Below are 23,278 nucleotides of genomic sequence, written 5' to 3' on the forward strand. Positions count from 1 at the left end.
CAACGCAAGGCTACTTTGATTATCTTACAAATTTCCAAACGGCGACCGGAATTTTATCGTACAGCTTGTTCATGGTCAGTTCGGCCAGGCGATGATCGGCGGCAGAGTAGAACAGTTCTAGTTCATCGTCAGAGAGTTCGTACTTATTTTTCTCGATCACGCGCTCAAGGGTTTCAATCGTGGTGCATTTACGCAAACGCATCAGATAGTCAATTTTTGTCATGATAACCTTTAGTCTTATTAACCATAAAATTATTTGAGGATAATTATCCCCTAAGTTTTCATCGTGGTACAGACGCCCTCTCCTGAGAACAATCTGAATGTGCGTGCCTTGGTTTTTTGCCAGCGACGCAAATCGGAGTCATTAATACCGTAGCTGCTAAACAGCGTGTAGGTATCGTCGAGGTACTCTTCGACCAGTTCCGATAAATCACCTTCGTCCATGTATTTAATTTTAAAACTCATTACAAACGAAGCAATATGTTCGATCAGCTCATTAAGCTGCAGATTGACGGCAGACGTTGGATCGTTTACCCAGCCGTGATGACTGTCACCCAAGGTGGCGATGCCTTCGTCGTACAAATTTTCACATAAGAATTTGAGTTGAGCAATATCGTGCCTTTTAGGCGAATACTCATCCATATCATCCCCCGTCAGTCTTAATTTCGGTGTTGATAACACTCTGTGAGTACATTGACTTAACATCATATGCTGTAAAGCTTAGCTCAGGCTTAATAAACTTTCAGCATATTAAATATAAATCATTTTTTGCCATCTAGCTTGTTACTATTACCGAAACTTACAATTCGTCAGCGGTTGATGGCCGTGAGTTGTCGATAACCTCAAACACCAAACCCTTTTCCGTCAGGGTAAAAGTGACAGAATCATTTATGTATTCGTCACCACTGATATCCAGGCATCCGTTAAAAATCGACCACTGATAGCGGTAACTCATTGAATACTCGCTATTACTGATGCAGTTAATCTCAATGATTTCTAATGAGCCTTCCACATAGCGTGCATTCTCGGAGTAAAAGCTTAGCCCACTGGTGAGCGCCGGTACCAAGTCAGATAATTGATTACCGACCACTTTTCTTAATTGTTTCACAGAAAGTGTGTCTACTTCGGGACAACGGCTTAGCGTCACTAGCATTTGGATATCTGGTTGTATCATATTCTATGCCTCTATCTTACTCCTTTTCCAGCCTTGATGGGCAAACTTTTCACTGAATAACGCTTTTTTACCCAGCTTTGAGATTTTTACCGTTCGATAGTTCTGCTACCCATCCAGCATCATCGGTTCGATAGCCTGGAAATGTTACGTTCCGTTGCATTATTCGCACTTGATTGACTTGAGAATCTCCAGTTTGTGTGATGTTATATTATTACATTTTGGTGATCTTTTTGGCGATAATCATGCTGCCTTTCCTTCCCGTAACCCTGTTTACTTCAGCCGCGGTTTTGCGCTGCGGTGCCGTTACTCTGTTGCTGATCCTGCTATGGCTAGCCATTGCGTGGGCGGTGGCACTGCCATGATGACGCTGCAAAATGCCATCGTGGGTTATGACCACACTCCTCTGTTTCCACCGTTATGCGGTCATTTTATCGCCGGTTCATTAACGGCGGTGATCGGCGTTAACGGCGCCGGTAAATCTACGTTATTGAAGTCGTTGGCCGGGTTGCACCCGCTGTTGGGTGGCAAGCTAAATTTTGCGGGCGGGAAGGCTCCGGCAATGGCTTATTTGCCACAACTGGCGGAGCTGGATCGTCAATTTCCTATTCTGGTTCAGGATCTGGTCGCCATGGGCTGCTGGCCGCAAAGCGGCCTGTTTGGCGGTATGAATAAATGCTCCAGGCAGCATATTGCCGGTGCCTTAGACACCGTCGGCATGAGTTCAATGGCTCGTGAGGCGGTGGGGGAGCTATCTGGTGGGCAGCTGCAACGCGTCCTATTTGCCCGTTTGTTGGTCCAGCAAGCGCCACTGATTTTACTGGATGAGCCCTTCACCGGCATCGATACGGCAACCACTCAGCTGCTGTTGCGGGTGATTGCGCAATTACACCGGGAGGGAAGAACGGTGATTGCCGTATTGCACGATATGTCTACCGTAGCCAATCATTTCCCCGAAGCGCTGTTGCTTACCCCCGAACGCTGCCATTGGGATAACGCCGAACTAGTGTTGGCGCATTATTCGACGGCGGCTAATCAGAGGGGGGCCGCGTAATGACGCTACTCCATCTGCTGCTCGATCCTTTTGTCTCTTTCGGGTTTATGCGCCGGGCATTGGTAGCCTGCCTGGCAATATCGCTGGGTGCCGCACCACTAGGAGTGTTTTTATTGCTGCGCCGGATGAGCCTGGTGGGCGATGCGCTTTCTCATGCGGTATTACCCGGTGCAGCAATCGGCTATCTGATTTCCGGCATGTCGCTGGTAGCCATGGGCGTAGGGGGATTTATTGCCGGGTTGGCTGTAGCCATGCTGTCCGGGTTGGTGAGCCGCAAAACCCCGTTAAAAGAGGATGCCAGCTTTGCAGGTTTTTATCTGGGGTCGCTGGCGTTGGGCGTCACGCTGGTCTCTTTACGCGGATCGAGCGTTGATCTGCTGCACGTATTGTTTGGCTCGATCCTGGCGGTGGATGCGCAGGCGCTGGTTATGGTCGGCATTATCACCAGTATTTCGCTGATGATGCTGGCCATGCTGTATCGGGCTCTGGTGATTGAATCCTTTGACAGCACTTTTTTACGCGTAAGTTCGCCAGGTTTACTGGCGTGGATCCACGGGCTTTTTCTCGCCTTGGTGGTGATTAATCTGGTGGCCGGTTTTCAAATCCTTGGCACCCTGATGTCGGTGGGGCTGATGATGCTACCGGCGACCTGCGCCCGGTTCTGGGCACGAGATTTGCCGCAGACATTAGCCGTGGCTATCGGAATTGGGCTGCTCGCCAGCCTGGTTGGTCTGGAATGGTCCTACTACGCCTCATTACCCGCAGGCCCGGCAATTGTCCTCAGCGCCAGCGTGATGTTTTTAATGTCGATTTTGTTTGGGACGCGTGGCGGGATGTTGCGCCGTGCGCGTCATTGAGAAGTGCTATCTGCAAGGAGAAAACATGAAATCTTTACCCATAACGCTGGTGGCAGCTGCTCTGTTCGCCAGCCCCTTAGCGCAGGCGAAAACCGTTGAGGCCGTGGCCAGTTTTTCTATTCTTGGCGATATCGTCAAACAGGTGGGAGGTGAACATGTGAAGGTCAGCACGCTGGTTGGCCCGGATGGCGATCCGCACAGTTTTGAGCCATCGCCGCAAGACAGCAAGCAGTTGGCGCAGGCCGATGTGGTGTTTGTCAGCGGATTGGGGCTTGAAGGTTGGATCGATCGGTTGGTGAAGGCTTCAGGTTATCAGGGGCCGGTGATCACCGCATCCAGAGGGATCGCGTCGCGCAGCATGGAAGAAGAGGGTAAACAGGTCACCGATCCACACGCCTGGAACAGTATGAACAATGGCGTGCAGTATGCGACCAACGTGATGAATGCGCTGATTGCTGCGGATCCTGAAGACGCCGCCTATTTCCGCCAACGTGGTGGTGAATATATTCAACAACTTCGGCAGCTCGATGGTTGGGCCAAAGCCCAGTTCGCGGTGGTGCCACAGCAAAAACGCAAGGTACTGACCAGCCATGATGCTTTCGGTTATTTTGGCCAAGAGTACGGCGTCACCTTCCTTGCCCCAGTCGGCTTTTCTACCGAGGCTGAAGCCAGTGCCAGCGATGTGGCCGGGCTGATCAAGCAGATCAGGCAGGAAAAGGTCAATGCCTACTTTATTGAGAACCAAACGGATCCGCGCTTGGTGAAGCAGATCGCGGCGGCAACAGGGGCGAAAGCGGGAGGTGAGTTGTATCCTGAAGCACTATCCAAACCACAAGGTCCGGCAGCCAGCTATGTGCAGGCATTCAAACACAACGTCGAGGCCATTGTTGGCAGCATGAAGTAAGTTTAATCCCCACCGTGTGCGGTGGGGTTTTCCCTTTGCAGTGGCATTTGCCAATAAAAAAGCCCCGTTGAGCAGCAACGGGGCTTTGGCTACCAATGACACTTTGGCTTAACGCTTCTTCTTACGTCCCTGTACCGCTTTATAACGCGGGTTGGACTTACAAATCACAAAGACGCGACCATGACGGCGCACAACTTTGCAATCCGGATGGCGACCCTTCGCCGAACGCAGTGAACTCAATACTTGCATCATCAATCCCGATTATTTTCTGCTGTTAACCAAATGGCCAAACCGCTGCTGGAAGCGCGCGGTGCTGCCTTCTTTTGAGAACTCTTTCTGCTTGCCGGTGTAGTACGGATGCGAAGCGGAAGAGACATCTATGGTGACGTAGGGCCAGCTTTTACCCTCAAGCTCGATAGTGCGATCGGTTTTGATGGTCGACCCCACCTTGAAGAAGGTATCGGCGCTGAGATCGTGAAATACCACGGTGCGGTAGTCTGGATGGATGCCTGTTTTCATGATGGCCTCAAATGTTATGTTATACTATAACAATAATTATGCACCTCTCTGGGGTCGGGATCAACCCCCAAAATAGCGCTAATCAGCGTTGGGCTTATTGGCTAAATAGCAGACATAAAAAAGGCCGCTTGCGCGGCCTTGGTTTTCAGCAGGAAAGCATCAGTGATGCTTAACCGGATGAGCGTGTTCCAGATCTTCAGTCTTTTTGCTGAAGCGGCGGCGAACCACCACGAAGAACACCGGTACAAAGAAGATAGCCAAGACGGTAGCCGTCACCATCCCGCCCATTACGCCGGTACCTACTGCGTTCTGAGCGCCGGAGCCTGCGCCGCTGCTGATAACCAGCGGCATAACCCCGAGGATAAAGGCCAGTGACGTCATCAGGATTGGACGCAGACGCATACGCACCGCTTCCAAGGTTGATTCGACCAGCCCTTTACCTTCTTTATCCATCAGGTCCTTGGCGAACTCCACGATCAATATCGCGTTCTTCGCCGACAACCCAATAGTTGTCAACAGGCCTACCTGGAAGTAAACGTCATTTTCCAGCCCGCGCATGGTCGCGGCCAACAGGGCACCGATGACGCCCAGAGGCACAACCAGCATAACGGAGAACGGAATCGACCAGCTCTCATACAGAGCAGCCAGACACAGGAACACCACAATCAGAGAGATGGCGTACAGTGACGGTGCCTGGTTACCGGATAGACGTTCCTGATAGGACATACCGGTCCAGTCATAGCCGACGCCGTTTGGCAGTTTCGCCGCCAGCTGTTCCATCATGTCCATCGCTTCACCGGTACTCTTACCCGGTGCAGCCTGGCCGAGGATTTCCATTGATGGCAGACCGTTGTAACGTTCCAGACGCGGTGAACCGTATTCCCATTTCGCCGTGGCGAAGGCGGAGAACGGAACCATCTGTCCGGTGCTACCACGCACATACCAGTTATTAATATCATCCGGCAACATACGGAACGGAGCGTCAGCCTGCACGTACACTTTCTTCACACGACCGCGGTCGATAAAGTCGTTCACATACGAGCCGCCCAGTGCGGTGCCGAGAGTGGTATTAATATCACTCAGGGAAACGCCCAGTGTCTGTGCTTTTTCCTGATCGATGATCAGTTTGAACTGAGGCGTGTCTTCCAGACCGTTTGGACGCATTCCGACCAGCATGTCTGGATGTTCTGCCGCCATGCCCAACAGCTGGTTACGTGCTGCTGTCAGTTTTTCGTGACCCAGGTTAGCCTGATCGATCAACTGGAAGTCGAAGCCGGTCGCCGTCCCCAGTTCCACAATCGCTGGCAGGTTAAAGGCAAATACCAAACCGTCTTTAATCTGCGAGAAAGCTCCCATTGCACGGGCTGCAATAGCCGGCACCTTGTTCTCTTCACCTTTACGCTCAGACCAGTCTTTCAGGCTGACAAACGCCAAACCGGTATTCTGACCCTGGCCGCTGAAGCCGAAGCCGTTAACGGTGAACACCGAGTTAATGTTATTGCCTTCTTTCTCGTGGTAGTAGCGGTTAACTTCGTCCAGAACTTTCTGGGTACGTTCCTGAGTGGCACCCGCTGGCATTTGTACCATGGTCAGCAGGATGCCCTGGTCTTCGTCCGGCAGGAACGAGGAAGGTAGGCGCAGGAACAGAAACGCCATGCCGACCACGATCAGCAGGTAGATCACCAGATAACGCCCAGTGCTACGCAGAATGTTCGCTACGCTATCGGTATAGTGATGGGTGCTCTTTTCAAACAGGCGGTTGAACCAGCCGAAGAAGCCAGTCTTGATGCCGTGATCGCCTTTCGGGATCGGTTTGAGCATGGTGGCACACAGCGCAGGCGTCAGGATCAACGCGACCAATACCGACAGCACCATGGCGGAAACGATGGTAATCGAGAACTGGCGATAGATTGCCCCGGTTGACCCACCGAAGAAGGCCATCGGGATAAATACCGCTGACAGCACCATGGCGATACCCACCAACGCGCCCTGGATCTGTTCCATCGATTTCTTGGTGGCTTCTTTTGGCGGCAGGCCTTCTTCAGCCATGACACGCTCGACGTTTTCTACCACCACGATGGCGTCATCCACCAGCAGGCCTATCGCCAGTACCATGCCGAACATCGTCAGGGTATTTATCGAGAAGCCAAACGCAGCCAGGATGGCGAACGTCCCCAGCAATACTACCGGCACGGCGATCGTCGGGATCAGCGTAGCGCGGAAGTTCTGCAAGAACAGATACATCACCAGGAATACCAGGATGATCGCTTCAATCAGGGTTTTTACCACTTCGTTAATGGAAATCTTAACGAACGGTGTGGTGTCATAAGGGTAAACAACTTTCAGACTTGCAGGGAAGAACGGTTCCAGTTTGGCCAGTTCTGCCTTGACTTCTGACGCTGTGTTCAGGGCGTTGGCACCGGTTGCCAGCTTGATACCGATACCGGCAGCAGGCTTACCGTTATAACGGGCAATGACGTTGTAGCTCTCACCGCCCAGTTCAACCTTGGCCACATCACTCAGGCGTACCTGCGAGCCGTCCGGATTGACTTTCAGCTGGATCTTGCTGAATTCCTCCGGCGAGGTCAGGCGGGTTTGCGCGATGATCGAGGCGTTCAGCTGTTGGCCTTTCACCGGTGGAGTACCACCGAGCTGGCCTGCAGCTACCTGGTTGTTCTGAACCTTGATCGCAGCGATAACATCGCCCGGGGTCAGTTGGAAGTTGTTCAGTTTGTTGGGATCAAGCCAGATACGCATTGCGTACTGGGAACCGAACAGTTGAACGTCACCCACACCAGAGGTACGGCTGATAGGATCCTTGATGTTGGAACCTACATAGTCCGCGATATCCTCTTGCGTCATGCTACCGTCTTCGGAAATAAAGCCCGCGACCATCAGGAAGCTGCTGCTTGATTTCTCAACGCTGACGCCCTGTTGCTGCACTTCTTGCGGCAGCAGCGGCATTGCCAGCTGCAGCTTGTTCTGTACCTGCACCTGAGCGATATCAGGATCGGTACCAGAGTTGAAGGTCAACGTAATCTGGACGTTACCGGACGAGTCACTGTTGGAGGACATGTACAGCAGGTTATCGATACCGTTCATATTCTGTTCGATAACCTGCGTCACGGTATCCTGCACCGTTTTGGCGTCAGCGCCCGGGTAGTTGGCGGAGATCGTGACTGCTGGTGGCGCAATGGTCGGATATTGCGCAATAGGCAGCTTCATGATCGACAAGATGCCCGCCAACATGATGATGATGGCGATTACCCATGCAAATATGGGGCGATCTATAAAGAACTTAGCCATGTATTACCGGCTCCTTTTTATGACTTCTTCTCGGGTTCAGACGCAGTCTGTGGCTTGCTATCAGCTTCTTGCGCTTTCACCTGAACGCCAGGTCTGATTTTCTGCAGGCCGGAAACAATGACGCGATCGCCCGGTTTCAAACCAGCCGTCACCAACCATTTGTCACCAATTGCCTGCGCGGCGGTCAGCGTACGCACTTCCACTTTATCGTCCGCACCTACAACCATCGCGGTAGCTTCGCCACGCGGGTTACGGGTGACGCCCTGTTGCGGAACCAGCAAGGCATCGGTACGCACGCCTTCGTCCAGACGGGCGCGCACGAACATACCTGGCAGCAAGGCATCGTTCGGGTTAGGGAAAATGGCACGAATAGTGATGGAACCGGTGGTTTCATCAACGGTCACGTCGGAGAATTCCAACGAACCTTCTTGCGCATATTCCTGGCCGTTTTCCAGCAGCAGCTTCACTTTGGCTTTGCCGTTTTCCTGTTTCAGGGTGCCGTTAGCCAATTCCTGTTTCAGGCGCAGATAATCGTTGCTTGACTGGGTCACGTCGACATACATCGGATCCAGTTGCTGCACGGTAGCCAGTGCATTGGCCTGACCGGAAGTCACCAGCGCCCCTTCGGTTACCGATGAAAGGCCAATACGACCAGAGATTGGCGAAGTCACTTTGGTGTAAGCCAGGTTGATACGTGCGGTTTCCACTGCGGCCTTGGCAGCGACCACGGAAGCGTTAGCCTGCAGCAGGGTGGAGTTGGCGTTATCGAAGTCTTGCTTACTGATGTAGCTAGTACCCAGTAAAGGCTTGTAACGGTTGACCGTCAGACGCGCGATTTCTGCCGCGGCCTGGGCTTTGGCCAGATCGCCTTTGGCACTGTCATAGGCTGCTTGGTAGGTCGCTGGATCGATTTGATACAGTGAAACACCCGCCTTGATATCGCTGCCTTCAGTAAAGTTGCGTTTCAGGATGATGCCACTGACCTGAGGGCGAACTTCGGCGATGCGGTATGCTGCGGTACGACCAGGAAGATCGGTAGTAATGTTGAGAGGTTCAGCCTTCAACGTCACCACACCCACGGCAGGAGCCTGGTGTTGGGCCTGTTGCTGGGTTTCTTTATCATTACATCCTGTAAGCACTAAGCTGCCTGAAAGCATCAGAACTGCCGCCAGAGGCGTTAACCCTCTGTTTTTGTTCATAGAAAAACCTCAAGTGTCCGATTTCAAATTGATCAATGGATCACAAGCTTTAAAACCCATTGCTGCGTTAATTTTATCTGCGTGCTATGGTACATACATTCGCGAATGTATGTAAATCACACCGCCCCTAAAAAACAACATCATGGCACGAAAAACCAAACAGCAGGCGCAAGAAACACGACAACAGATCCTCGACGCCGCAGTGAGGGAATTCTCCGAGCGTGGCGTTTCGGCAACATCTTTGACTGATATCGCAACCGCTGCCGGGGTTACGCGTGGTGCAATTTACTGGCACTTCAAAAATAAGGTAGACCTGTTTAATGAAGTTTGGGAGCTCTCAGAGTCGAAAATAGGCGATCTGGAGTTAGAGTATCAGGCAAAGTATCCTGATAATCCACTGCGTATTTTAAGAGAAATTCTGATTTATATTCTGACCGCTACGGTCGATGACTGTCGACGCCGGGCATTGATGGAGATCGTGTTCCATAAATGCGAATTTATCGGCGAAATGATGCCGTTGCATGACGCTCGCAAGGTGCTTTATCTTGAAGGCTATGAGCGTATCGAACGTGTTTTACGCAACAGTATGGAGCAGGGGCAACTCCCTACCGATCTGCATACTCGCCGGGCCGCAATCATCCTGCGTGCTTACATCACCGGCCTGATGGAGAACTGGCTGTTTATGCCGGAAAGCTTTGATCTCAAAGCCGAGGCGAGTATCTTGGTCGACAGCTTCCTCGAAATGGCGCAGCTTAGCCCTTCTTTGCGTGTGAACGCGCCAGCCCGCTAGACCTCGATAAGGAGAATCCCAATGTCATCTCTGTTACTGATTGCCAACGGTGCGGCTTATGGCCACGAATCGTTGTTCAATGCGCTACGTCTGGCCATCACCCTGAAAGAACAGCAGCCCGAGCTGCAGTTGAAGCTGTTTCTGATGTCCGATGCGGTCGTGGCGGGCATTGCCGGGCAGCAGCCGCGTGAAGGCTATCATTTGCAGCAGATGCTGGAGATTCTGACGGCGCAGCAGGTGCCGGTCAAACTGTGCAAAACCTGTGCCGATGCTCGTGGCGTCAGCCAACTGAAGCTGGCCGATGGCGTAGAAATTGGCACGCTGGTGGAGTTGGCCCAGTGGACGCTGGCGGCAGAGAAAGTGCTGACTTTCTAATATTGTAAGTGACTGGGGTTAACGCTCGCAGGTAACAACGCTGTAGCTTGAAAGACGACGGGGATTTGCGGTTCATCAACTGCAACGCTTTTCTTATTCATTGCTGACCTGCGATCGTGATAACCTTGGCGCTTCATTGTTAAACCGACGTTAAATCATGAGTCGCAGGCGTATTCTCCCCGTAGTTCAAACTGTTTCCTTGTCTTACGCTGCGGGCCAATTCCGCATTATTACGCTATGGTTTTTGTTGGCGGCGGCGCTGGTTCTGCCTTTGGGCTCGTTCGCTGCGCAGAGCGGCGATCTCCCCGCGCGTAGCGATATTCAGAGCCAGATAGAAACGCTGAACAAGCAAAAAAATCTGACGCCGGTCGAAAAACAATCCTTGCAGGATTTAACCCGCACGATGGAGTTGCTTGATCGCCTCGATCGCACCAGGCAAGAGTTCAATCAGCTTAAACAGCAGGTTCAGCAGGCACCGGCCAAATTACAGCAGGTCACGCGAGATCTGGAGTCGCTGAAGAACCCTGCTGATGAAGCGGTAACGCGAGCCGAATTGCTGCCGCTTTCCCTGCGCCAGTTGGAAAACCGCCTGTACCAAACGTTGGACGACCTGCAGGACACCCAGGAAAGCCTCTCGACCTACAACAGCCAGCTCATCTCATTACAGACCCAGCCCGAACGTGTGCAGAGCAGTATGTACACCGCTTCCCAGCGCTTACAGGAAATCCGTAACCTCCTTAGCAATCGTGCGCCGGGGCAAGAGGTATTACGCAACACCCAGCAGGTCATGCTCAATACGGAGCAGGTGTTGCTGAATGCCGAGATAGACCTGCAACGCAGAAGCCTGGAAGCCAATACCACGCTACAAGATTTACTCCAGAAGCAGCGTGATTATACCACCATGAACATCGACGCCCTGGACCACCGGGTGCAGGTATTGCAGGATGTGGTAAACAGCAAACGGCTGACACTGTCGGAAAAGACGGCGAAAGAGGCGCAGAATCCGGAGGATGCCAGCGATATCCAGAGCGACAAGCTGGTGAGTAAAGAGCTGAACATCAACCGGCAAATCAGCCAGCGGCTGATCACCGCCACGCAAGAGAGCAATACCCTGTTCCAGCAAAATATTCAGGTAAAAAACTGGCTCGATCGCGGCCTGCAATCGGAACAAAACCTGAAAGAGCAGATCCAGGTGCTGAAGGGCAGCCTGGTGCTATCACGCATTCTTTATCAGCAGCAGCAAAACCTGCCGCCGGGCACGCTGGTGGCGGATATGAGCACTCAGATCGCGGATTTGCGGCTGGAGCAGTTTGAGATCAACCAGCAGCGCGATGAGTTGTTCAAGGGCGATGACTTCATCAATAAACTGGTGGCGGACAGCAAGGAAAAGGCCAACGGTGACGTGCTTGATGCCTTGAGTGAAATTGTCGACATGCGCCGTGAGCTGCTCGATCAACTGAATAAGCAGCTCAATAACCAACTGTCGTTGGCTATCAATCTGCAGATTAATCAACAGCAACTGACCAGCGTCTACAGCTCGGTACAGGACACGCTGACCCAGCAGATTTTCTGGGTTAACAGTAATAAGCCTATCGATTTCGCTTGGCTCAAGGGGCTGCCTGGCGCGGTGAAAGAACAACTGGCCGGGCTGGATTTTAAATTCGAACCCGGACAGTTGCTGTTGGGCGGACTGCATGCCCTGGTGTTCCTGATCCCATTGCTGGTAGTGATTGGCCTACTGCGCTGGCGCTACCGCCTGATTGACAGGCATCTGCAAAAGCTGGCCAATGATGTCGGCCAGCTAAAGCGTGATAGCCAACTGCATACGCCGAAAGCCATTCTGCTCACCTTATTAAAGGTGTTACCGGGTTCTTTACTGCTGCTCGGTGCCGGGTTCTGGTTCTATCGGGCCGATTTCAGCATCAGCGATTTTATCTGGGCCTTGTCACAACAGTTGGCGCTGTTCTGGCTGGTATTTGGCTTCACCTTCCGCATGCTGGCCCCCGAAGGTATTTCACAGAGGCATTTTACTATCCCGGCCGATCGCTGTGCGCACTATCGTCGACAGACCTTCAGGTTGGGTCTTGCCCTGTTACCACTGATCTTCTGGTCGGTTCTGGGTGAAAAAGCGCCGCTGCGATTGGTTGAGGATGTTATTGGCCAGGTGGTGGTGATCCTGACGTTAGCGCTATTAGCGGTGCTGGTATTCCCCATCTGCCGCGACCATTGGCGTGAAAAAGACTCCCATAAAGTACGGTTGCTGATGGTCACCGCTCTGGCTGCCACGCCGGTTATCCTGCTAGGGCTGATGTTTGCCGGTTACTTCTATACCACGTTACGTTTGGCTGGCCGTTGGATCGATAGCCTGTACCTGTATTTCCTGTGGAATATCGTTTATCTGGCAGCGATCCGTGGCCTGAGCGTCGCAGCTCGTCGGTTGGCCTACCGCCGTGCCCTGGCGCGCCGCCAAAGCCTGGCTAAAGAGAAAGAGGGAGCCGAAGGCAACGAGCCGGTAGAGGAACCCCCTCTGGCGCTGGATCAAATCAACCAGCAGTCGCTGCGTTTGACTACTATGGTGCTGTTCCTGATCTTCGCCAGTGCGTTTTATGCGATATGGTCGGATCTGGTCACGGTGATCTCCTACCTTGACAGCGTTACCCTATGGCATTACTCCAGCAGCGTGGCGGGCAGTGTGATCCCGCAGGCGGTGACGCTGGGTAACATGATGGTGGCCGTCTTGGCGGTGATCGTTGCTTACGTCATGACGCGTAACCTGCCCGGTTTGCTGGAAGTACTGGTGTTATCTCGCCTGCAGCTGCGACAGGGGGCGTCTTACGCCATCACCACCATTCTGACCTATCTGATCACGGCGGTGGGCACCATCACCGCATTAGGATCGCTAGGTGTCTCTTGGGACAAACTCCAGTGGCTGGTGGCGGCGCTGTCGGTAGGCTTGGGGTTCGGTTTACAGGAAATCTTTGCCAACTTCGTTTCCGGCCTGATTATCCTGTTTGAACGCCCGGTGCGGATCGGCGATACCATTACCATCGGCACGTACTCCGGGACGGTCAGCAAGATCCGTATTCGCGCGACCACCATTACGGACTTTGACCGTAAAGAAGTGATCATTCCTAACAAAGCGTTTGTCACCGAGCGGCTGATTAACTGGTCACTGTCAGACACCATTACCCGTGTGCTGATTAAAGTGGGGGTGGCCTATGGCTCTGATCTGGACAAGGTCAAGGCGGTGCTGTTGCAAGCGGCGCATGAAAACCCGCGCGTGATGACGGATCCTGAGCCGATGGTCTTTTTCCTCAACTTTGGCGCCAGCACGCTGGATCATGAACTGCGGTTGTACGTGCGTGAGCTGCGCGATCGCAGCTATACCGTGGATGAGTTGAACCGGGCGATTGACCGCCTATGCCGTGAGAACGATATTAATATCGCCTTTAACCAGTTGGAAGTGTATCTGCATAACCAGCAGGGTAACGAAGTGCAGGAGGTCAAACGGGCGCAGGTTCCAGGCATCGGTGAGCAACCTGCGGTATAGGAACCAGATGATAACGCTAGCGGGCCATGATCATTGGCCCGTGGGCAAATACGGTGAGGTGATGCCCGCACGCTGCATCTTTTCCTGATAGTCTTTTCTGACAATGTCCAGCGCGGCCAGCGCCGTTGCCGGATCGATCTCGTTGCATTCCAGCAGGTAAATCAAGTCTACCGCCAGTTGTAATTCTGGGGAGGCATTCTCTAGCGACATAAGTCCAACGTTTGTGTGAGTAAAGGGATCTTCCCGTGTTTTAAACGCAGGAGAGACGAGATTGTGCTTTGGCTGAGTATAGTGAACCTGGCGCGGGGAGGGGAATAATCATTAAAATAATGTGACAAATATTCAAAAACCGTTTTCTTTTCGCTCGATACTGCGCTCTATGCGCGCCAACGCTTGCCGACAACGCACTAATCTGCCTTCGAATGCGGCCAGTTCCTGTTGTAATTTCTTCTGCGCGGCGAAGGTGGTTTGTTGCCCTAAAAGACTTTCGCGGTCCTGGATCATGGCGATCAGGCGGCGTTCATAATCCTGATGTTCGGCGAGCTTGTGGTACAAATCGACCACCGCCACTTCCTTCGGCTGATTTTTACGCCGTATCGTCTGGGTCGCCATTTCGCGCTGTAACGCGGTGAGCTGTGCCACCAGTTTTTCCGCCAGAAAGGCGACGTGAGCGGTACGGCTGTCTTTTACCGCCGTTTGTAGCTGGGCAAAGTTCTTTTGTATCTCGGCCAGATAATCTCGTAACCGCGTGCCGTGGTTGGAGAACAGGGCAACGTCAAACCGCGCCTGCGAGATCGGGGTATCACCTCGCGGTTGGATTTCGCTGGCCAGGGCGGCGATCTGTTGTTCAAGCGCCTGTAATAAGCGGTGCGTAGTCACGTGAGATCCTTCGATAAGGCAGTAGGTGCCTAAGCTTGCCCGTGAAAGAGAGATGAGACAAGCTCCGGATGGATAAAGCCGCCAACTGGCAGCATTATGGCCAAGGATGCTACAGTAAACGGGCCATCACGATAGGTAAGGACAGGCATGACTCGTTGGTTGTTGATTATACTGGGTTGGTTAGCCGTGGTGCTGGCAACGTTGGGCGTGGTGTTGCCACTACTGCCAACGACCCCATTTCTGTTGTTGGCTGCCTGGTGCTTTGCACGTTCTTCACCGCGGTTTCATCATTGGTTGCTGTATCGCTCCTGGTTCGGTTCTTATTTGCGCCATTGGCAACAGCATAAGGCGTTACCGCCCGGAGCCAAGTGGAAAGCGGTGCTGGTTATTGTAGTGACGTTTGCCGCTTCCCTCTGGTTGGTGAACCTTTGGTGGGTGCGAGGCGTACTGCTGGCTATCCTGGTTATTTTGCTGACCTTTATGCTCCGGCTGCCAGTTATTGACCTGCCGCAACAAAAACAGCGCTGATCGTGCGGCGTCAGTTGCATTTATCCGCCATTTTGCATAGATTTGGGCGTTTTCGTGCGCAGGTTTCCTCCCGCCGTATTTTTGTTCAAGGCGTGGTAGTTGAAGGCCTGTGTGGAAGTTATCAGGTAGTTTTATCAGGCAATAACTATGACCGCGACTGCGCAACAGCTTCAGTATATTAGAGACAGTATCAAAACCATTCCCGACTACCCGAAGCCGGGTATTCTGTTCCGTGATGTGACCAGCCTGTTGGAAAACCCGCTGGCGTATGCTTCCAGTATTGAACTGCTGGTCGAACGTTACCGCGATACGGGCGTCACCAAGGTGGTGGGTACTGAAGCGCGTGGTTTCCTGTTCGGCGCACCGGTGGCGTTGGCGCTGGGCGTTGGCTTTGTGCCGGTACGCAAACCGGGCAAATTGCCGCGTGCGACGCTGAGCGAAAGCTATGAGCTGGAATACGGCACCGACAAGCTGGAAATTCACACCGATGCCATCGTTGCTGGCGACAAAGTACTGGTCGTTGACGATTTGCTGGCCACAGGTGGCACGATCGAAGCCACCGCTACGCTGATCCGCCGTTTGGGTGGTGAAGTGACAGACGCGGCATTCATCATCAACCTGCCGGACCTCGGGGGCGAAACGCGCCTGAATAATCTGGGTATCAATTGCTACTGCCTGCTCGATTTCGCTGGGCATTGATACCTTCGATAGACAACCCCGTGGTTCGCTGCGGGGTTGACGTATAACCACGACTTCCCCGTATTCTCCGCTGTATTCTATCCTCATCAATTTCTTGCTGAAAACACCAAGGTTCTGGCTCGCGGCAACATTTTAACCCACGGCCTCATATGATAAAGTCCATTCAGGCATGGTTGAAAAGTGATCGATTGTGAGAAAAAACAGCAAACTCAATTTACACGATGCGGTATTCAAACAGTTTCTAATGCACCCAGGGACAGCACAGGATTTCCTCGAAATCCATCTGCCAGGAGAACTACGCAAGATTTGCGACCTCAGCACTCTGAAGCTTGAATCCGGCTCTTTTGTTGAGGACGATCTACGCCAGTATTTCAGTGATGTTCTCTATAGCCTGAAAACCGCGGCGGGCGATGGCTACATTCATGTGCTTATCGAACATCAGTCAACGCCAGATCAACATATGGCCTTCAGGCTGCTGCGTTACGCCATTGCCGCCATGCAGCGTCATCTTGCGGCCGGGCACAAAAAGCTACCCCTGGTTATTCCTATACTGTTCTACACTGGCAAACGTAGCCCGTACCCGTATTCAACCAACTGGCTGCAGGAGTTTGACGCTCCTGAGCTGGCGAAAAAAATCTACGGTGCCGATTTTCCTGTGGTGGATGTCACTGTCATTCCCGATGATGAAATTATGAATCACCGCAGCATGGCCGCACTGACGCTGTTACAGAAACATATCCACCAACGCGACATCACAGAGCTGACTGACCGGTTAGCGACCATCCTGATGGCGGGATATCTTTCTTCGCAACAGGTGATATCGTTGGTACACTATTTAGTACAGGCTGGCGAAACCGCCGACGCAGAAGCCTTTGTACGCGAGCTGGCACAACGAGTGCCCGAACACGGAGACGAACTAATGACTATTGCAAAACAGCTGGAGCAGAAAGGCAGAATTGCAGGTCGAGAAGAGGGCCGAATTGCTGGGCTTGAAGAAGGCCGCGAAGAAGGCGTTCTGCTGGGTAAGCTGGACGTAGCCCGTAGCCTGCTCAAAATGGGCATGGCTCGTGAGGCCGTGCTTGAGGCAACGGGTTTGACCGAAGACGAGCTGGCCCAGATCCGCCACTAAAGCTTTAACGGCTGGCGTTCGTTGGCCGTTCCACCTGGTATCGCGATGGCCTTATTTTCAGGGGCAACCGGTTACTGCATGGTTAGCTAAAACTGCAAAAAGCCAGTTTCAGACGGCAGATAAAGCCCCATCGATAGCTCTTCATTGTCAAACACAGTATAAATTCTTTCAGGCGGTTAACCTTCACCAAGGGGTTTCCCTGTCATTGACTGGCCACCAGGCTCGCGTCTGGCAGGCATGATGCAAAGTTATAGGAATGACGGCGGGCGTACTGTTACACTAAAGTGTGCGTGGCCATCGGACGATAAAGGGTATCGGTTCAACCTCGGTACCCAGCAGGCCGCCCACATGGCAATGTCCTTGACGTTGTGATGTACTACTTGGGTTGAAATTACTCCATAAATCAGTGATGAAGTCTTAATGAGCTATCAGGTTCTTGCCCGTAAGTGGCGCCCCCAAACGTTTGCAGAGGTTGTCGGACAAGAGCATGTCCTGACGGCGCTGGCTAATGGCCTCTCTCTGGGGCGGATCCATCACGCCTATCTGTTCTCCGGCACACGCGGCGTGGGTAAAACCACCATTGCGCGGCTGCTGGCCAAAGGTTTGAACTGCGAAACAGGCATTACCGCGACGCCCTGCGGCCAATGTGATAACTGTCGTGAGATTGAGCAGGGGCGCTTTGTCGATCTGATCGAGATCGATGCCGCCTCCAGAACCAAAGTGGAAGATACTCGCGATCTGCTCGATAACGTGCAATACGCCCCGGCGCGCGGCCGTTTCAAGGTCTACCTGATCGATGAAGTCCACATGCTCTCGCGCCACAGCTTCAATGCGTTGCTGAAAACGCTGGAAGAGCCGCCTGCGCACGTCAAGTTCCTATTGGCAACCACCGATCCGCAGAAGCTACCGGTCACTATTCTTTCCCGCTGCCTGCAATTCCATCTTAAAGCGATGGACGTGGAACAGATCCGCACGCAGTTGGAAACCGTCTTGCTGGCAGAGCACATCACCAGCGATGCCCGCGCGTTGCAACTGTTGGCGCGCGCCGCCGATGGCAGTATGCGTGATGCCCTCAGCCTGACCGACCAGGCGATTGCCATGGGGCAAGGGCAGGTGACGACCGACACCGTCAGCCAGATGCTAGGGACGTTGGATGATGAGCAGCCGCTGGCCATCCTGGAAGCCCTGGTGAGTGCCGACGGCGAAAAAGTGATGGCGCAGGTCGCCCAGGCAGCGTCACGCGGTGTGGATTGGGAAAACCTGCTGGTGGAAACACTGGCGCTGCTGCACCGTATTGCGATGGTGCAACTGCTGCCTGCGGTGCTGGATAACCATTACGCTGCGATTGAGCAGCGGTTACGTGAGCTGGCGCGCACCCTGCCGCCAACGGACGTACAGCTTTACTACCAAACCTTGCTGGTTGGCCGCAAAGAGCTGGCCTATGCCCCGGATCGCCGTATGGGCGTTGAGATGACCCTGCTGCGCGCGCTGGCGTTTCACCCAAAAGCGGTGATCCCTGAGCCGGTGGCCATGGTGCAGATCGCGCCGGCGCAGCCGCAGGGGAATATGGCCGTTGCGCCACCTTCTGCCTATCCAGATGCCCCGCCCCCCTTAGGGCAGGCTGCACAGCCGCAGAATACTCAACCAACAAATTTACCGGATGCTACCGCGCAGCTACTTAAAGCGCGAACCCAGTTGCTGCGGCAACAGGGGGCATCCACCGCAAAAAAGAATGAGCCGGCGGCGCCAGGAATAGCGCGGCCGGCTAACTCGGCACTAGAGCGTTTAGCCTCGGTAACCGAACGCAGCCAGAAGCGTCAGGCCGAAAAGATCGTGACGGAGAAACCGGCCAAGCCGGAGGCTTATCGCTGGCGCGCGCTTACCGAACCTGAAGCCGCGCCGGAACCGCTGGCCACGCCAAAAGCGTTGCGTACGGCGCTCGAACATGAAAAAACGCCTGAGCTGTCGGCTAAACTGGTGGTTGAGTCCATCGAACGCGATCCTTGGGCGGCAGAGATCGACCAGCTAAAAATACCGAAACTGGTGCAGCAACTGGCGCTAAATGCCTTTAAGCAGCAACTGGCACCAGACAGTATTTGTCTCCACCTGCGGTCTTCGCAGCGTCATCTGAATTCGCCTTCGGCGCAGAAGACGCTTGCACAGGCACTCAGTGAGTTACATGGCCGCACGGTTGAACTCAGCGTGGTGGAAGACGATAATCCGGCGGAGCGGACTCCGCTGGAGTGGCGGCAAGCCATTTATGAAGAAAAACTGGCACAGGCTCGCCAGTCCATCGTTGCGGATACCAATATCCAGACCCTGCGTCGGTTCTTCGATGCAGATCTGGATGAAGAGAGTATTCGCCCTATTTAACGCGGCGCACAGTGCGCGGCCAATGCTATGAGAGACGACTATGTTTGGTAAAGGCGGTATGGGTAATCTGATGAAGCAAGCCCAGCAAATGCAGGAAAAGATGCAGCAGATGCAGGAAGAAATTGCCAAATTGGAAGTGACTGGTGAATCCGGCGCAGGCCTGGTGAAAGTGACCATCAACGGGGCGCATAACTGCCGCCGGGTAGAAATCGACCCAAGCCTGATGGAAGACGACAAAGAGATGCTGGAAGATCTGATTGCTGCTGCTTTCAATGACGCAGCACGTCGCATCGAAGAAACCCAGAAAGAGAAGATGGCGTCGGTTTCCAGCGGGATGCAGTTGCCGCCAGGCTTTAAGATGCCGTTCTGATGCAAACCAGCCCGCTCCTTGAATCATTGATGGAGGCACTGCGCTGCCTGCCGGGCGTTGGCCCGAAGTCGGCGCAGCGTATGGCGTTCCAACTGCTGCAGCGCGATCGCAGCGGCGGGATGCGGTTGGCACAGGCGCTGACCCGTGCCATGTCGGAGATCGGCCACTGTGCCGATTGCCGTACCTTCACCGAGCAGGATACCTGCACCATCTGCAATAATGTGCGCCGCCAGCAAAACGGCCAGATTTGCGTAGTGGAGAGCCCGGCGGATATTCACGCCATCGAGCAGACCGGCCAGTTTGCCGGGCGCTACTTTGTGCTGATGGGCCATCTGTCACCGTTAGACGGCATTGGCCCTGGCGACATCGGCCTGGACCGGCTGGAGCAACGGCTGGAGAAGGAAACCATCACCGAAGTGATCCTGGCCACCAACCCGACGGTGGAAGGGGATGCTACGGCCAACTACATCGCCGAGATGTGTGGCCAATATGGCGTACTTGCCAGCCGCATTGCTCACGGGGTCCCGGTGGGTGGTGAACTGGAAATGGTGGATGGCACCACGCTGTCGCACTCCCTGGCCGGACGCCACGCGATCAAATTCTGATGATTCTGTACGGGGCAGCCCTCTGCCCCGTAATTCAGTTGACAAAAAATTCCCCGCCAGCCGCTTGAAAAACCACAGAGTTAACCCCATCTGATCCTCATTGCATGATTTGGTCACTACTGTCTTTGAGGTAATCAATGAGTATGAAAGGTCAAGAAACCCGTGGGTTCCAGTCTGAAGTCAAACAACTGCTTCATTTGATGATCCATTCGCTGTACTCCAATAAAGAAATCTTCCTGCGTGAGCTGATCTCCAACGCCTCCGATGCGGCAGACAAGCTGCGTTTCCGCGCGCTTTCCAAGCCTGAGCTGTATGAAGGTGATGGTGAACTACGCGTGCGTCTGTCTTTCGACAAAGAGAAGCGCACCCTGACGATTGCCGATAACGGCATCGGTATGAGCCGCGAAGAAGTGATCGAAAACCTGGGGACGATTGCCAAATCTGGTACCAAGGCCTTCCTGGAGTCTATCGGCTCAGACCAGGCTAAAGACAGCCAACTGATCGGTCAGTTCGGCGTGGGCTTCTACTCAGCGTTCATCGTGGCGGACAAAGTCACCGTACGTACCCGCGCGGCCGGTGCTGCGGAAGATCAAGGGGTGTACTGGGAGTCTGCCGGTGAAGGTGATTACACTATCGCCGATATCAGCAAGGCCGATCGCGGCAGCGAAATTACCCTGCACCTGCGTGAAGGCGAAGACGAATACCTCGACGGCTGGCGTCTGCGCTCGGTGATTGGCAAATATTCCGATCACATTGCGCTGCCGGTAGAGATCGAAACCAAGAATGAAGAAGACGGCACCGTCACCTGGGAGAAAATCAACAAGGCGCAAGCGTTGTGGACTCGCAACAAAGCTGACGTGAGCGAAGAAGAGTACAAAGAGTTCTACAAGCATATTGCCCATGACTTTACCGATCCGCTGAGCTGGAGCCACAACCGGGTGGAAGGTAAGCAGGAGTACACCAGCCTGCTGTACATCCCGGCCCAGGCACCGTGGGATATGTGGAATCGCGATCACAAACACGGCCTGAAGCTGTACGTTCAGCGCGTGTTTATCATGGATGACGCCGAGCAGTTCATGCCGAACTACCTGCGCTTTGTGCGTGGCCTGATCGATTCCAACGATCTGCCGCTGAACGTTTCGCGTGAAATCCTGCAGGACAGCCGTGTTACCCAGAACCTGCGTGGCGCGCTGACCAAACGTGTGTTGCAGATGCTTGACAAGCTGGCGAAAGACGATGCGGAAGCCTACCAGAAGTTCTGGCAGCAGTTCGGTATGGTACTGAAAGAAGGGCCAGCGGAGGACGGCGGCAACAAAGAGGCCATCGCCAAACTGCTGCGCTTTGCTTCTACGCATAATGACAGCTCGGCGCAAACCGTCTCGCTGGAAGAGTATGTCAGCCGCATGACCGAAGGCCAGGACAAGATTTACTACATCACCGCAGACAGTTATGCCGCCGCCAAGAGCAGCCCGCACCTGGAGCTGTTCCGCAAGAAAGGCATCGAAGTCCTGCTGCTGTCTGACCGTATCGATGAGTGGATGATGAGCTACCTGACCGAGTTTGACGGTAAGGTGTTCCAGTCGGTCAGCAAAGCGGATGAAGCGCTGGATAAACTGGCGGATGAAACCGAAGAGCAGAAAGAAGCCGAGAAGCAGCTGGAGCCGTTTATCGAGCGGGTCAAGACGCTGCTGGGTGAGCGCGTGAAGGACGTGCGTCTGACGCATCGTCTGACTGATACCCCGGCCATCGTCACCACCGATGCCGACGAGATGAGCACCCAGATGGCCAAACTGTTTGCCGCTGCGGGGCAAGCTGCGCCGGAAGTGAAGTATATCTTCGAGCTGAACCCAGAGCATGCGTTGGTCAAACGCGCATCCGATGTGGGCGATAACGAACAATTTGCCGAATGGATCGATCTGCTGTTGGATCAGGCCCTGCTGGCCGAGCGTGGGACGCTGGAAGATCCAAACCAGTTTATCCGCCGCATGAATAAGCTGTTGTCCGCTTAATCAGCAAAATACGCCCCAGACCTTAGAGTTTGGGGCGTAATCTCTTCTATTCCGGTTAAATTTTCTCGCTGCTTGCCTCGTTTCAGCCCGATCTTTCCGCAACCGATTTCCTCTCGCTACCTTGAGCCACCCCCCTCAGAAATGGTAAGGTTGAGTGTTTTCGAAATTTAATAAAAACTCAAACCCGATAGACTTCCGGCCGCGGCCCGAAGAATGAAGGGAAATACATAGCAAGGGGATTTACGCAATGCGTATCATTCTGCTGGGCGCTCCAGGCGCTGGTAAAGGCACTCAGGCTCAATTCATCATGGAGAAATACGGCATTCCGCAAATCTCCACGGGCGATATGTTGCGCGCAGCCGTTAAGGCCGGTTCTGAGCTGGGCAAAAAGGCGAAAGAAATCATGGACGCCGGCAAGCTGGTGACCGATGAGCTGGTTATTGCGCTGGTCAAAGAGCGTATTACCCAGGAAGACTGCCGTAACGGTTTCCTGCTGGACGGTTTCCCACGCACCATTCCACAGGCCGATGCGATGAAAGAAGCCGGCATTAAAGTGGATTACGTGCTGGAGTTCGACGTGCCGGACGAACTGATCGTCGATCGTATCGTTGGCCGCCGCGTGCATGCGCCATCTGGCCGCGTGTACCACATCAAATTCAATCCGCCGAAGGTGGAAGGGAAAGATGACGCCACTGGCGAAGAGTTGACCACCCGTAAAGACGATCAGGAAGAGACCGTGCGTAAGCGCCTGGTGGAATACCATCAGATGACCGCGCCGCTGGTGTCTTACTATCATAAAGAAGCCGAGGCGGGCAATACGTCCTACCACAAGATCGATGGCACCCGTAAGGTGACGGAAGTGAGCGCTGAGCTGGCGACCATTCTGGGCTAATCGGTGTCAAGGCTGTAGAAAACGCTGGGCTTGCTGTTGCTGCCCGGCGTTTTTTTTTGCCGCTTCATG

General features: G+C 53.7%; 23 protein-coding genes and 1 other annotated feature. Of the genes, 14 read left to right on the top strand and 9 right to left on the bottom strand.

Annotation, left to right across the window (positions count from 1 at the left end; translation table 11 throughout):
- Window positions 1-19 precede the first annotated feature (19 nt).
- From N6G83_RS31675 to N6G83_RS31685, 3 genes are all read right to left on the bottom strand, one after another.
- A complete protein-coding gene (locus N6G83_RS31675) occupies window positions 20-223 on the bottom strand; it encodes an HHA domain-containing protein (RefSeq protein WP_021180142.1) in 204 nt (67 codons plus the stop codon).
- Window positions 224-273: 50 nt separating this feature from the next.
- Window positions 274-642 carry an Hha toxicity modulator TomB gene (gene tomB / locus N6G83_RS31680; RefSeq protein WP_021180141.1) on the bottom strand — a complete coding sequence of 123 codons (369 nt, stop codon included), beginning with the start codon at window positions 640-642 and terminating at the stop codon, window positions 274-276.
- 157 nt (window positions 643-799) lie between these two features.
- Window positions 800-1,153: a hypothetical protein gene (locus N6G83_RS31685; protein ID WP_024528393.1), complete on the bottom strand. Its 354-nt coding sequence runs from the start codon at window positions 1,151-1,153 to the stop codon at window positions 800-802.
- A gap of 379 nt (window positions 1,154-1,532) precedes the next feature.
- On the opposite strand from N6G83_RS31685, the gene N6G83_RS31690 reads away from it, so the two are divergent.
- Genes N6G83_RS31690 through N6G83_RS31700 form a run of 3 tightly spaced genes read left to right on the top strand, consistent with a single transcriptional unit; the run spans window position 1,533 to window position 3,986 of the window.
- Entirely contained in the window at window positions 1,533-2,225 is a 693-nt protein-coding gene (locus tag N6G83_RS31690) for a metal ABC transporter ATP-binding protein (RefSeq protein WP_211134882.1), read from the top strand.
- Complete coding sequence (locus tag N6G83_RS31695; RefSeq protein WP_024528395.1) at window positions 2,225-3,082, top strand: metal ABC transporter permease; 858 nt, start codon at window positions 2,225-2,227, stop codon at window positions 3,080-3,082. The genes N6G83_RS31690 and N6G83_RS31695 overlap by 1 nt, the downstream gene beginning before the upstream one ends.
- Window positions 3,083-3,107: 25 nt before the next feature.
- Complete coding sequence (locus tag N6G83_RS31700) at window positions 3,108-3,986, top strand: metal ABC transporter substrate-binding protein (RefSeq protein ID WP_211134870.1); 879 nt, start codon at window positions 3,108-3,110, stop codon at window positions 3,984-3,986.
- Window positions 3,987-4,094: 108 nt separating this feature from the next.
- Here N6G83_RS31700 and ykgO read toward each other — a convergent pair whose 3' ends face one another.
- The 4 genes from ykgO to sdeX all read right to left on the bottom strand — a co-directional run bounded on the left by ykgO (window position 4,095) and on the right by sdeX (window position 9,010).
- Complete coding sequence (ykgO, locus tag N6G83_RS31705; RefSeq protein WP_021805462.1) at window positions 4,095-4,235, bottom strand: type B 50S ribosomal protein L36; 141 nt, start codon at window positions 4,233-4,235, stop codon at window positions 4,095-4,097.
- Between the two features lie 12 nt (window positions 4,236-4,247).
- Complete coding sequence (locus N6G83_RS31710) at window positions 4,248-4,505, bottom strand: type B 50S ribosomal protein L31 (protein ID WP_065686283.1); 258 nt, start codon at window positions 4,503-4,505, stop codon at window positions 4,248-4,250.
- A 159-nt stretch (window positions 4,506-4,664) separates the two neighbouring features.
- Window positions 4,665-7,811: a multidrug efflux RND transporter permease subunit AcrB gene (acrB, locus tag N6G83_RS31715; RefSeq protein ID WP_211134871.1), complete on the bottom strand. Its 3,147-nt coding sequence runs from the start codon at window positions 7,809-7,811 to the stop codon at window positions 4,665-4,667.
- A 17-nt stretch (window positions 7,812-7,828) separates the two neighbouring features.
- Window positions 7,829-9,010, bottom strand: a complete 1,182-nt coding sequence (gene sdeX, locus N6G83_RS31720) for a multidrug efflux RND transporter periplasmic adaptor subunit SdeX (protein ID WP_024528399.1) — start codon at window positions 9,008-9,010, stop codon at window positions 7,829-7,831.
- Window positions 9,011-9,152: 142 nt separating this feature from the next.
- Here sdeX and acrR point away from each other — a divergent pair, with 142 nt between their 5' ends.
- The 3 genes from acrR (at window position 9,153) to mscK (ending at window position 13,725) form a co-directional block, all read left to right on the top strand.
- Window positions 9,153-9,800: a multidrug efflux transporter transcriptional repressor AcrR gene (acrR, locus tag N6G83_RS31725; RefSeq protein WP_024528400.1), complete on the top strand. Its 648-nt coding sequence runs from the start codon at window positions 9,153-9,155 to the stop codon at window positions 9,798-9,800.
- A gap of 21 nt (window positions 9,801-9,821) precedes the next feature.
- A complete protein-coding gene (locus N6G83_RS31730) occupies window positions 9,822-10,175 on the top strand; it encodes a DsrE/DsrF/TusD sulfur relay family protein (RefSeq protein WP_024528401.1) in 354 nt (117 codons plus the stop codon).
- 157 nt (window positions 10,176-10,332) lie between these two features.
- The gene (gene mscK, locus N6G83_RS31735) at window positions 10,333-13,725 is read left to right on the top strand and encodes a mechanosensitive channel MscK (RefSeq protein ID WP_199063371.1); all 3,393 of its coding nucleotides are present in this window, start codon (window positions 10,333-10,335) and stop codon (window positions 13,723-13,725) included.
- Window positions 13,726-13,755: 30 nt separating this feature from the next.
- Here the strand turns inward: mscK and rsmS are convergent, their stop codons facing one another.
- Together rsmS and priC are read right to left on the bottom strand one after the other, a co-directional pair.
- A complete protein-coding gene (rsmS, locus tag N6G83_RS31740) occupies window positions 13,756-13,935 on the bottom strand; it encodes a pleiotropic regulatory protein RsmS (RefSeq protein ID WP_024528403.1) in 180 nt (59 codons plus the stop codon).
- 132 nt (window positions 13,936-14,067) lie between these two features.
- Complete coding sequence (gene priC, locus N6G83_RS31745; RefSeq protein WP_024528404.1) at window positions 14,068-14,604, bottom strand: primosomal replication protein PriC; 537 nt, start codon at window positions 14,602-14,604, stop codon at window positions 14,068-14,070.
- A 147-nt stretch (window positions 14,605-14,751) separates the two neighbouring features.
- Between priC and N6G83_RS31750 the strand changes: the two genes are divergently transcribed.
- The 8 genes from N6G83_RS31750 to adk all read left to right on the top strand — a co-directional run bounded on the left by N6G83_RS31750 (window position 14,752) and on the right by adk (window position 23,209).
- Window positions 14,752-15,132 (top strand): DUF454 family protein, encoded by a 381-nt coding sequence (locus N6G83_RS31750; RefSeq protein WP_021805456.1) that lies wholly within the window; start codon window positions 14,752-14,754, stop codon window positions 15,130-15,132.
- 147 nt (window positions 15,133-15,279) lie between these two features.
- Entirely contained in the window at window positions 15,280-15,831 is a 552-nt protein-coding gene (gene apt, locus N6G83_RS31755) for an adenine phosphoribosyltransferase (protein WP_021180126.1), read from the top strand.
- 190 nt (window positions 15,832-16,021) lie between these two features.
- Window positions 16,022-16,960, top strand: coding sequence for an Rpn family recombination-promoting nuclease/putative transposase (locus N6G83_RS31760; protein WP_409529730.1), 939 nt, complete (start codon window positions 16,022-16,024; stop codon window positions 16,958-16,960).
- A 420-nt stretch (window positions 16,961-17,380) separates the two neighbouring features.
- On the top strand, window positions 17,381-19,333 hold the full coding sequence (dnaX, locus tag N6G83_RS31765) for a DNA polymerase III subunit gamma/tau (protein WP_024528405.1): 1,953 nt from the start codon (window positions 17,381-17,383) through the stop codon (window positions 19,331-19,333).
- Window positions 18,666-18,730: a sequence feature (DnaX frameshifting element), on the top strand. It overlaps the preceding gene by 65 nt.
- A 40-nt stretch (window positions 19,334-19,373) precedes the next feature.
- Window positions 19,374-19,703 carry a YbaB/EbfC family nucleoid-associated protein gene (locus N6G83_RS31770; RefSeq protein WP_021180123.1) on the top strand — a complete coding sequence of 110 codons (330 nt, stop codon included), beginning with the start codon at window positions 19,374-19,376 and terminating at the stop codon, window positions 19,701-19,703.
- Entirely contained in the window at window positions 19,703-20,308 is a 606-nt protein-coding gene (gene recR, locus N6G83_RS31775) for a recombination mediator RecR (protein WP_024484410.1), read from the top strand. The genes N6G83_RS31770 and recR overlap by 1 nt, the downstream gene beginning before the upstream one ends.
- Before the next feature lie 143 nt (window positions 20,309-20,451).
- Entirely contained in the window at window positions 20,452-22,317 is a 1,866-nt protein-coding gene (gene htpG, locus N6G83_RS31780; RefSeq protein WP_037434744.1) for a molecular chaperone HtpG, read from the top strand.
- A 247-nt stretch (window positions 22,318-22,564) separates the two neighbouring features.
- Window positions 22,565-23,209: an adenylate kinase gene (gene adk, locus N6G83_RS31785; protein ID WP_024528407.1), complete on the top strand. Its 645-nt coding sequence runs from the start codon at window positions 22,565-22,567 to the stop codon at window positions 23,207-23,209.
- The last annotated feature ends 69 nt before the right edge of the window (window positions 23,210-23,278 follow it).

The sequence above is a fragment of the Serratia sp. PL7 genome, from assembly GCF_945957435.1.

Coding starts and splice junctions, on each gene's coding strand:
- ykgO (WP_021805462.1), bottom strand. CDS start 4,235: ATGCAAGTATTGAGTTCACTGCGTTCGGCGAAGGGTCGCCATCCGGAT.
- apt (WP_021180126.1), top strand. CDS start 15,280: ATGACCGCGACTGCGCAACAGCTTCAGTATATTAGAGACAGTATCAAA.
- N6G83_RS31695 (WP_024528395.1), top strand. CDS start 2,225: ATGACGCTACTCCATCTGCTGCTCGATCCTTTTGTCTCTTTCGGGTTT.
- mscK (WP_199063371.1), top strand. CDS start 10,333: ATGAGTCGCAGGCGTATTCTCCCCGTAGTTCAAACTGTTTCCTTGTCT.
- N6G83_RS31690 (WP_211134882.1), top strand. CDS start 1,533: ATGATGACGCTGCAAAATGCCATCGTGGGTTATGACCACACTCCTCTG.
- dnaX (WP_024528405.1), top strand. CDS start 17,381: ATGAGCTATCAGGTTCTTGCCCGTAAGTGGCGCCCCCAAACGTTTGCA.
- N6G83_RS31730 (WP_024528401.1), top strand. CDS start 9,822: ATGTCATCTCTGTTACTGATTGCCAACGGTGCGGCTTATGGCCACGAA.
- rsmS (WP_024528403.1), bottom strand. CDS start 13,935: ATGTCGCTAGAGAATGCCTCCCCAGAATTACAACTGGCGGTAGACTTG.
- htpG (WP_037434744.1), top strand. CDS start 20,452: ATGAAAGGTCAAGAAACCCGTGGGTTCCAGTCTGAAGTCAAACAACTG.
- N6G83_RS31750 (WP_021805456.1), top strand. CDS start 14,752: ATGACTCGTTGGTTGTTGATTATACTGGGTTGGTTAGCCGTGGTGCTG.
- acrB (WP_211134871.1), bottom strand. CDS start 7,811: ATGGCTAAGTTCTTTATAGATCGCCCCATATTTGCATGGGTAATCGCC.
- N6G83_RS31770 (WP_021180123.1), top strand. CDS start 19,374: ATGTTTGGTAAAGGCGGTATGGGTAATCTGATGAAGCAAGCCCAGCAA.
- acrR (WP_024528400.1), top strand. CDS start 9,153: ATGGCACGAAAAACCAAACAGCAGGCGCAAGAAACACGACAACAGATC.
- adk (WP_024528407.1), top strand. CDS start 22,565: ATGCGTATCATTCTGCTGGGCGCTCCAGGCGCTGGTAAAGGCACTCAG.
- recR (WP_024484410.1), top strand. CDS start 19,703: ATGCAAACCAGCCCGCTCCTTGAATCATTGATGGAGGCACTGCGCTGC.
- tomB (WP_021180141.1), bottom strand. CDS start 642: ATGGATGAGTATTCGCCTAAAAGGCACGATATTGCTCAACTCAAATTC.
- N6G83_RS31675 (WP_021180142.1), bottom strand. CDS start 223: ATGACAAAAATTGACTATCTGATGCGTTTGCGTAAATGCACCACGATT.
- N6G83_RS31710 (WP_065686283.1), bottom strand. CDS start 4,505: ATGAAAACAGGCATCCATCCAGACTACCGCACCGTGGTATTTCACGAT.
- N6G83_RS31685 (WP_024528393.1), bottom strand. CDS start 1,153: ATGCTAGTGACGCTAAGCCGTTGTCCCGAAGTAGACACACTTTCTGTG.
- N6G83_RS31700 (WP_211134870.1), top strand. CDS start 3,108: ATGAAATCTTTACCCATAACGCTGGTGGCAGCTGCTCTGTTCGCCAGC.
- sdeX (WP_024528399.1), bottom strand. CDS start 9,010: ATGAACAAAAACAGAGGGTTAACGCCTCTGGCGGCAGTTCTGATGCTT.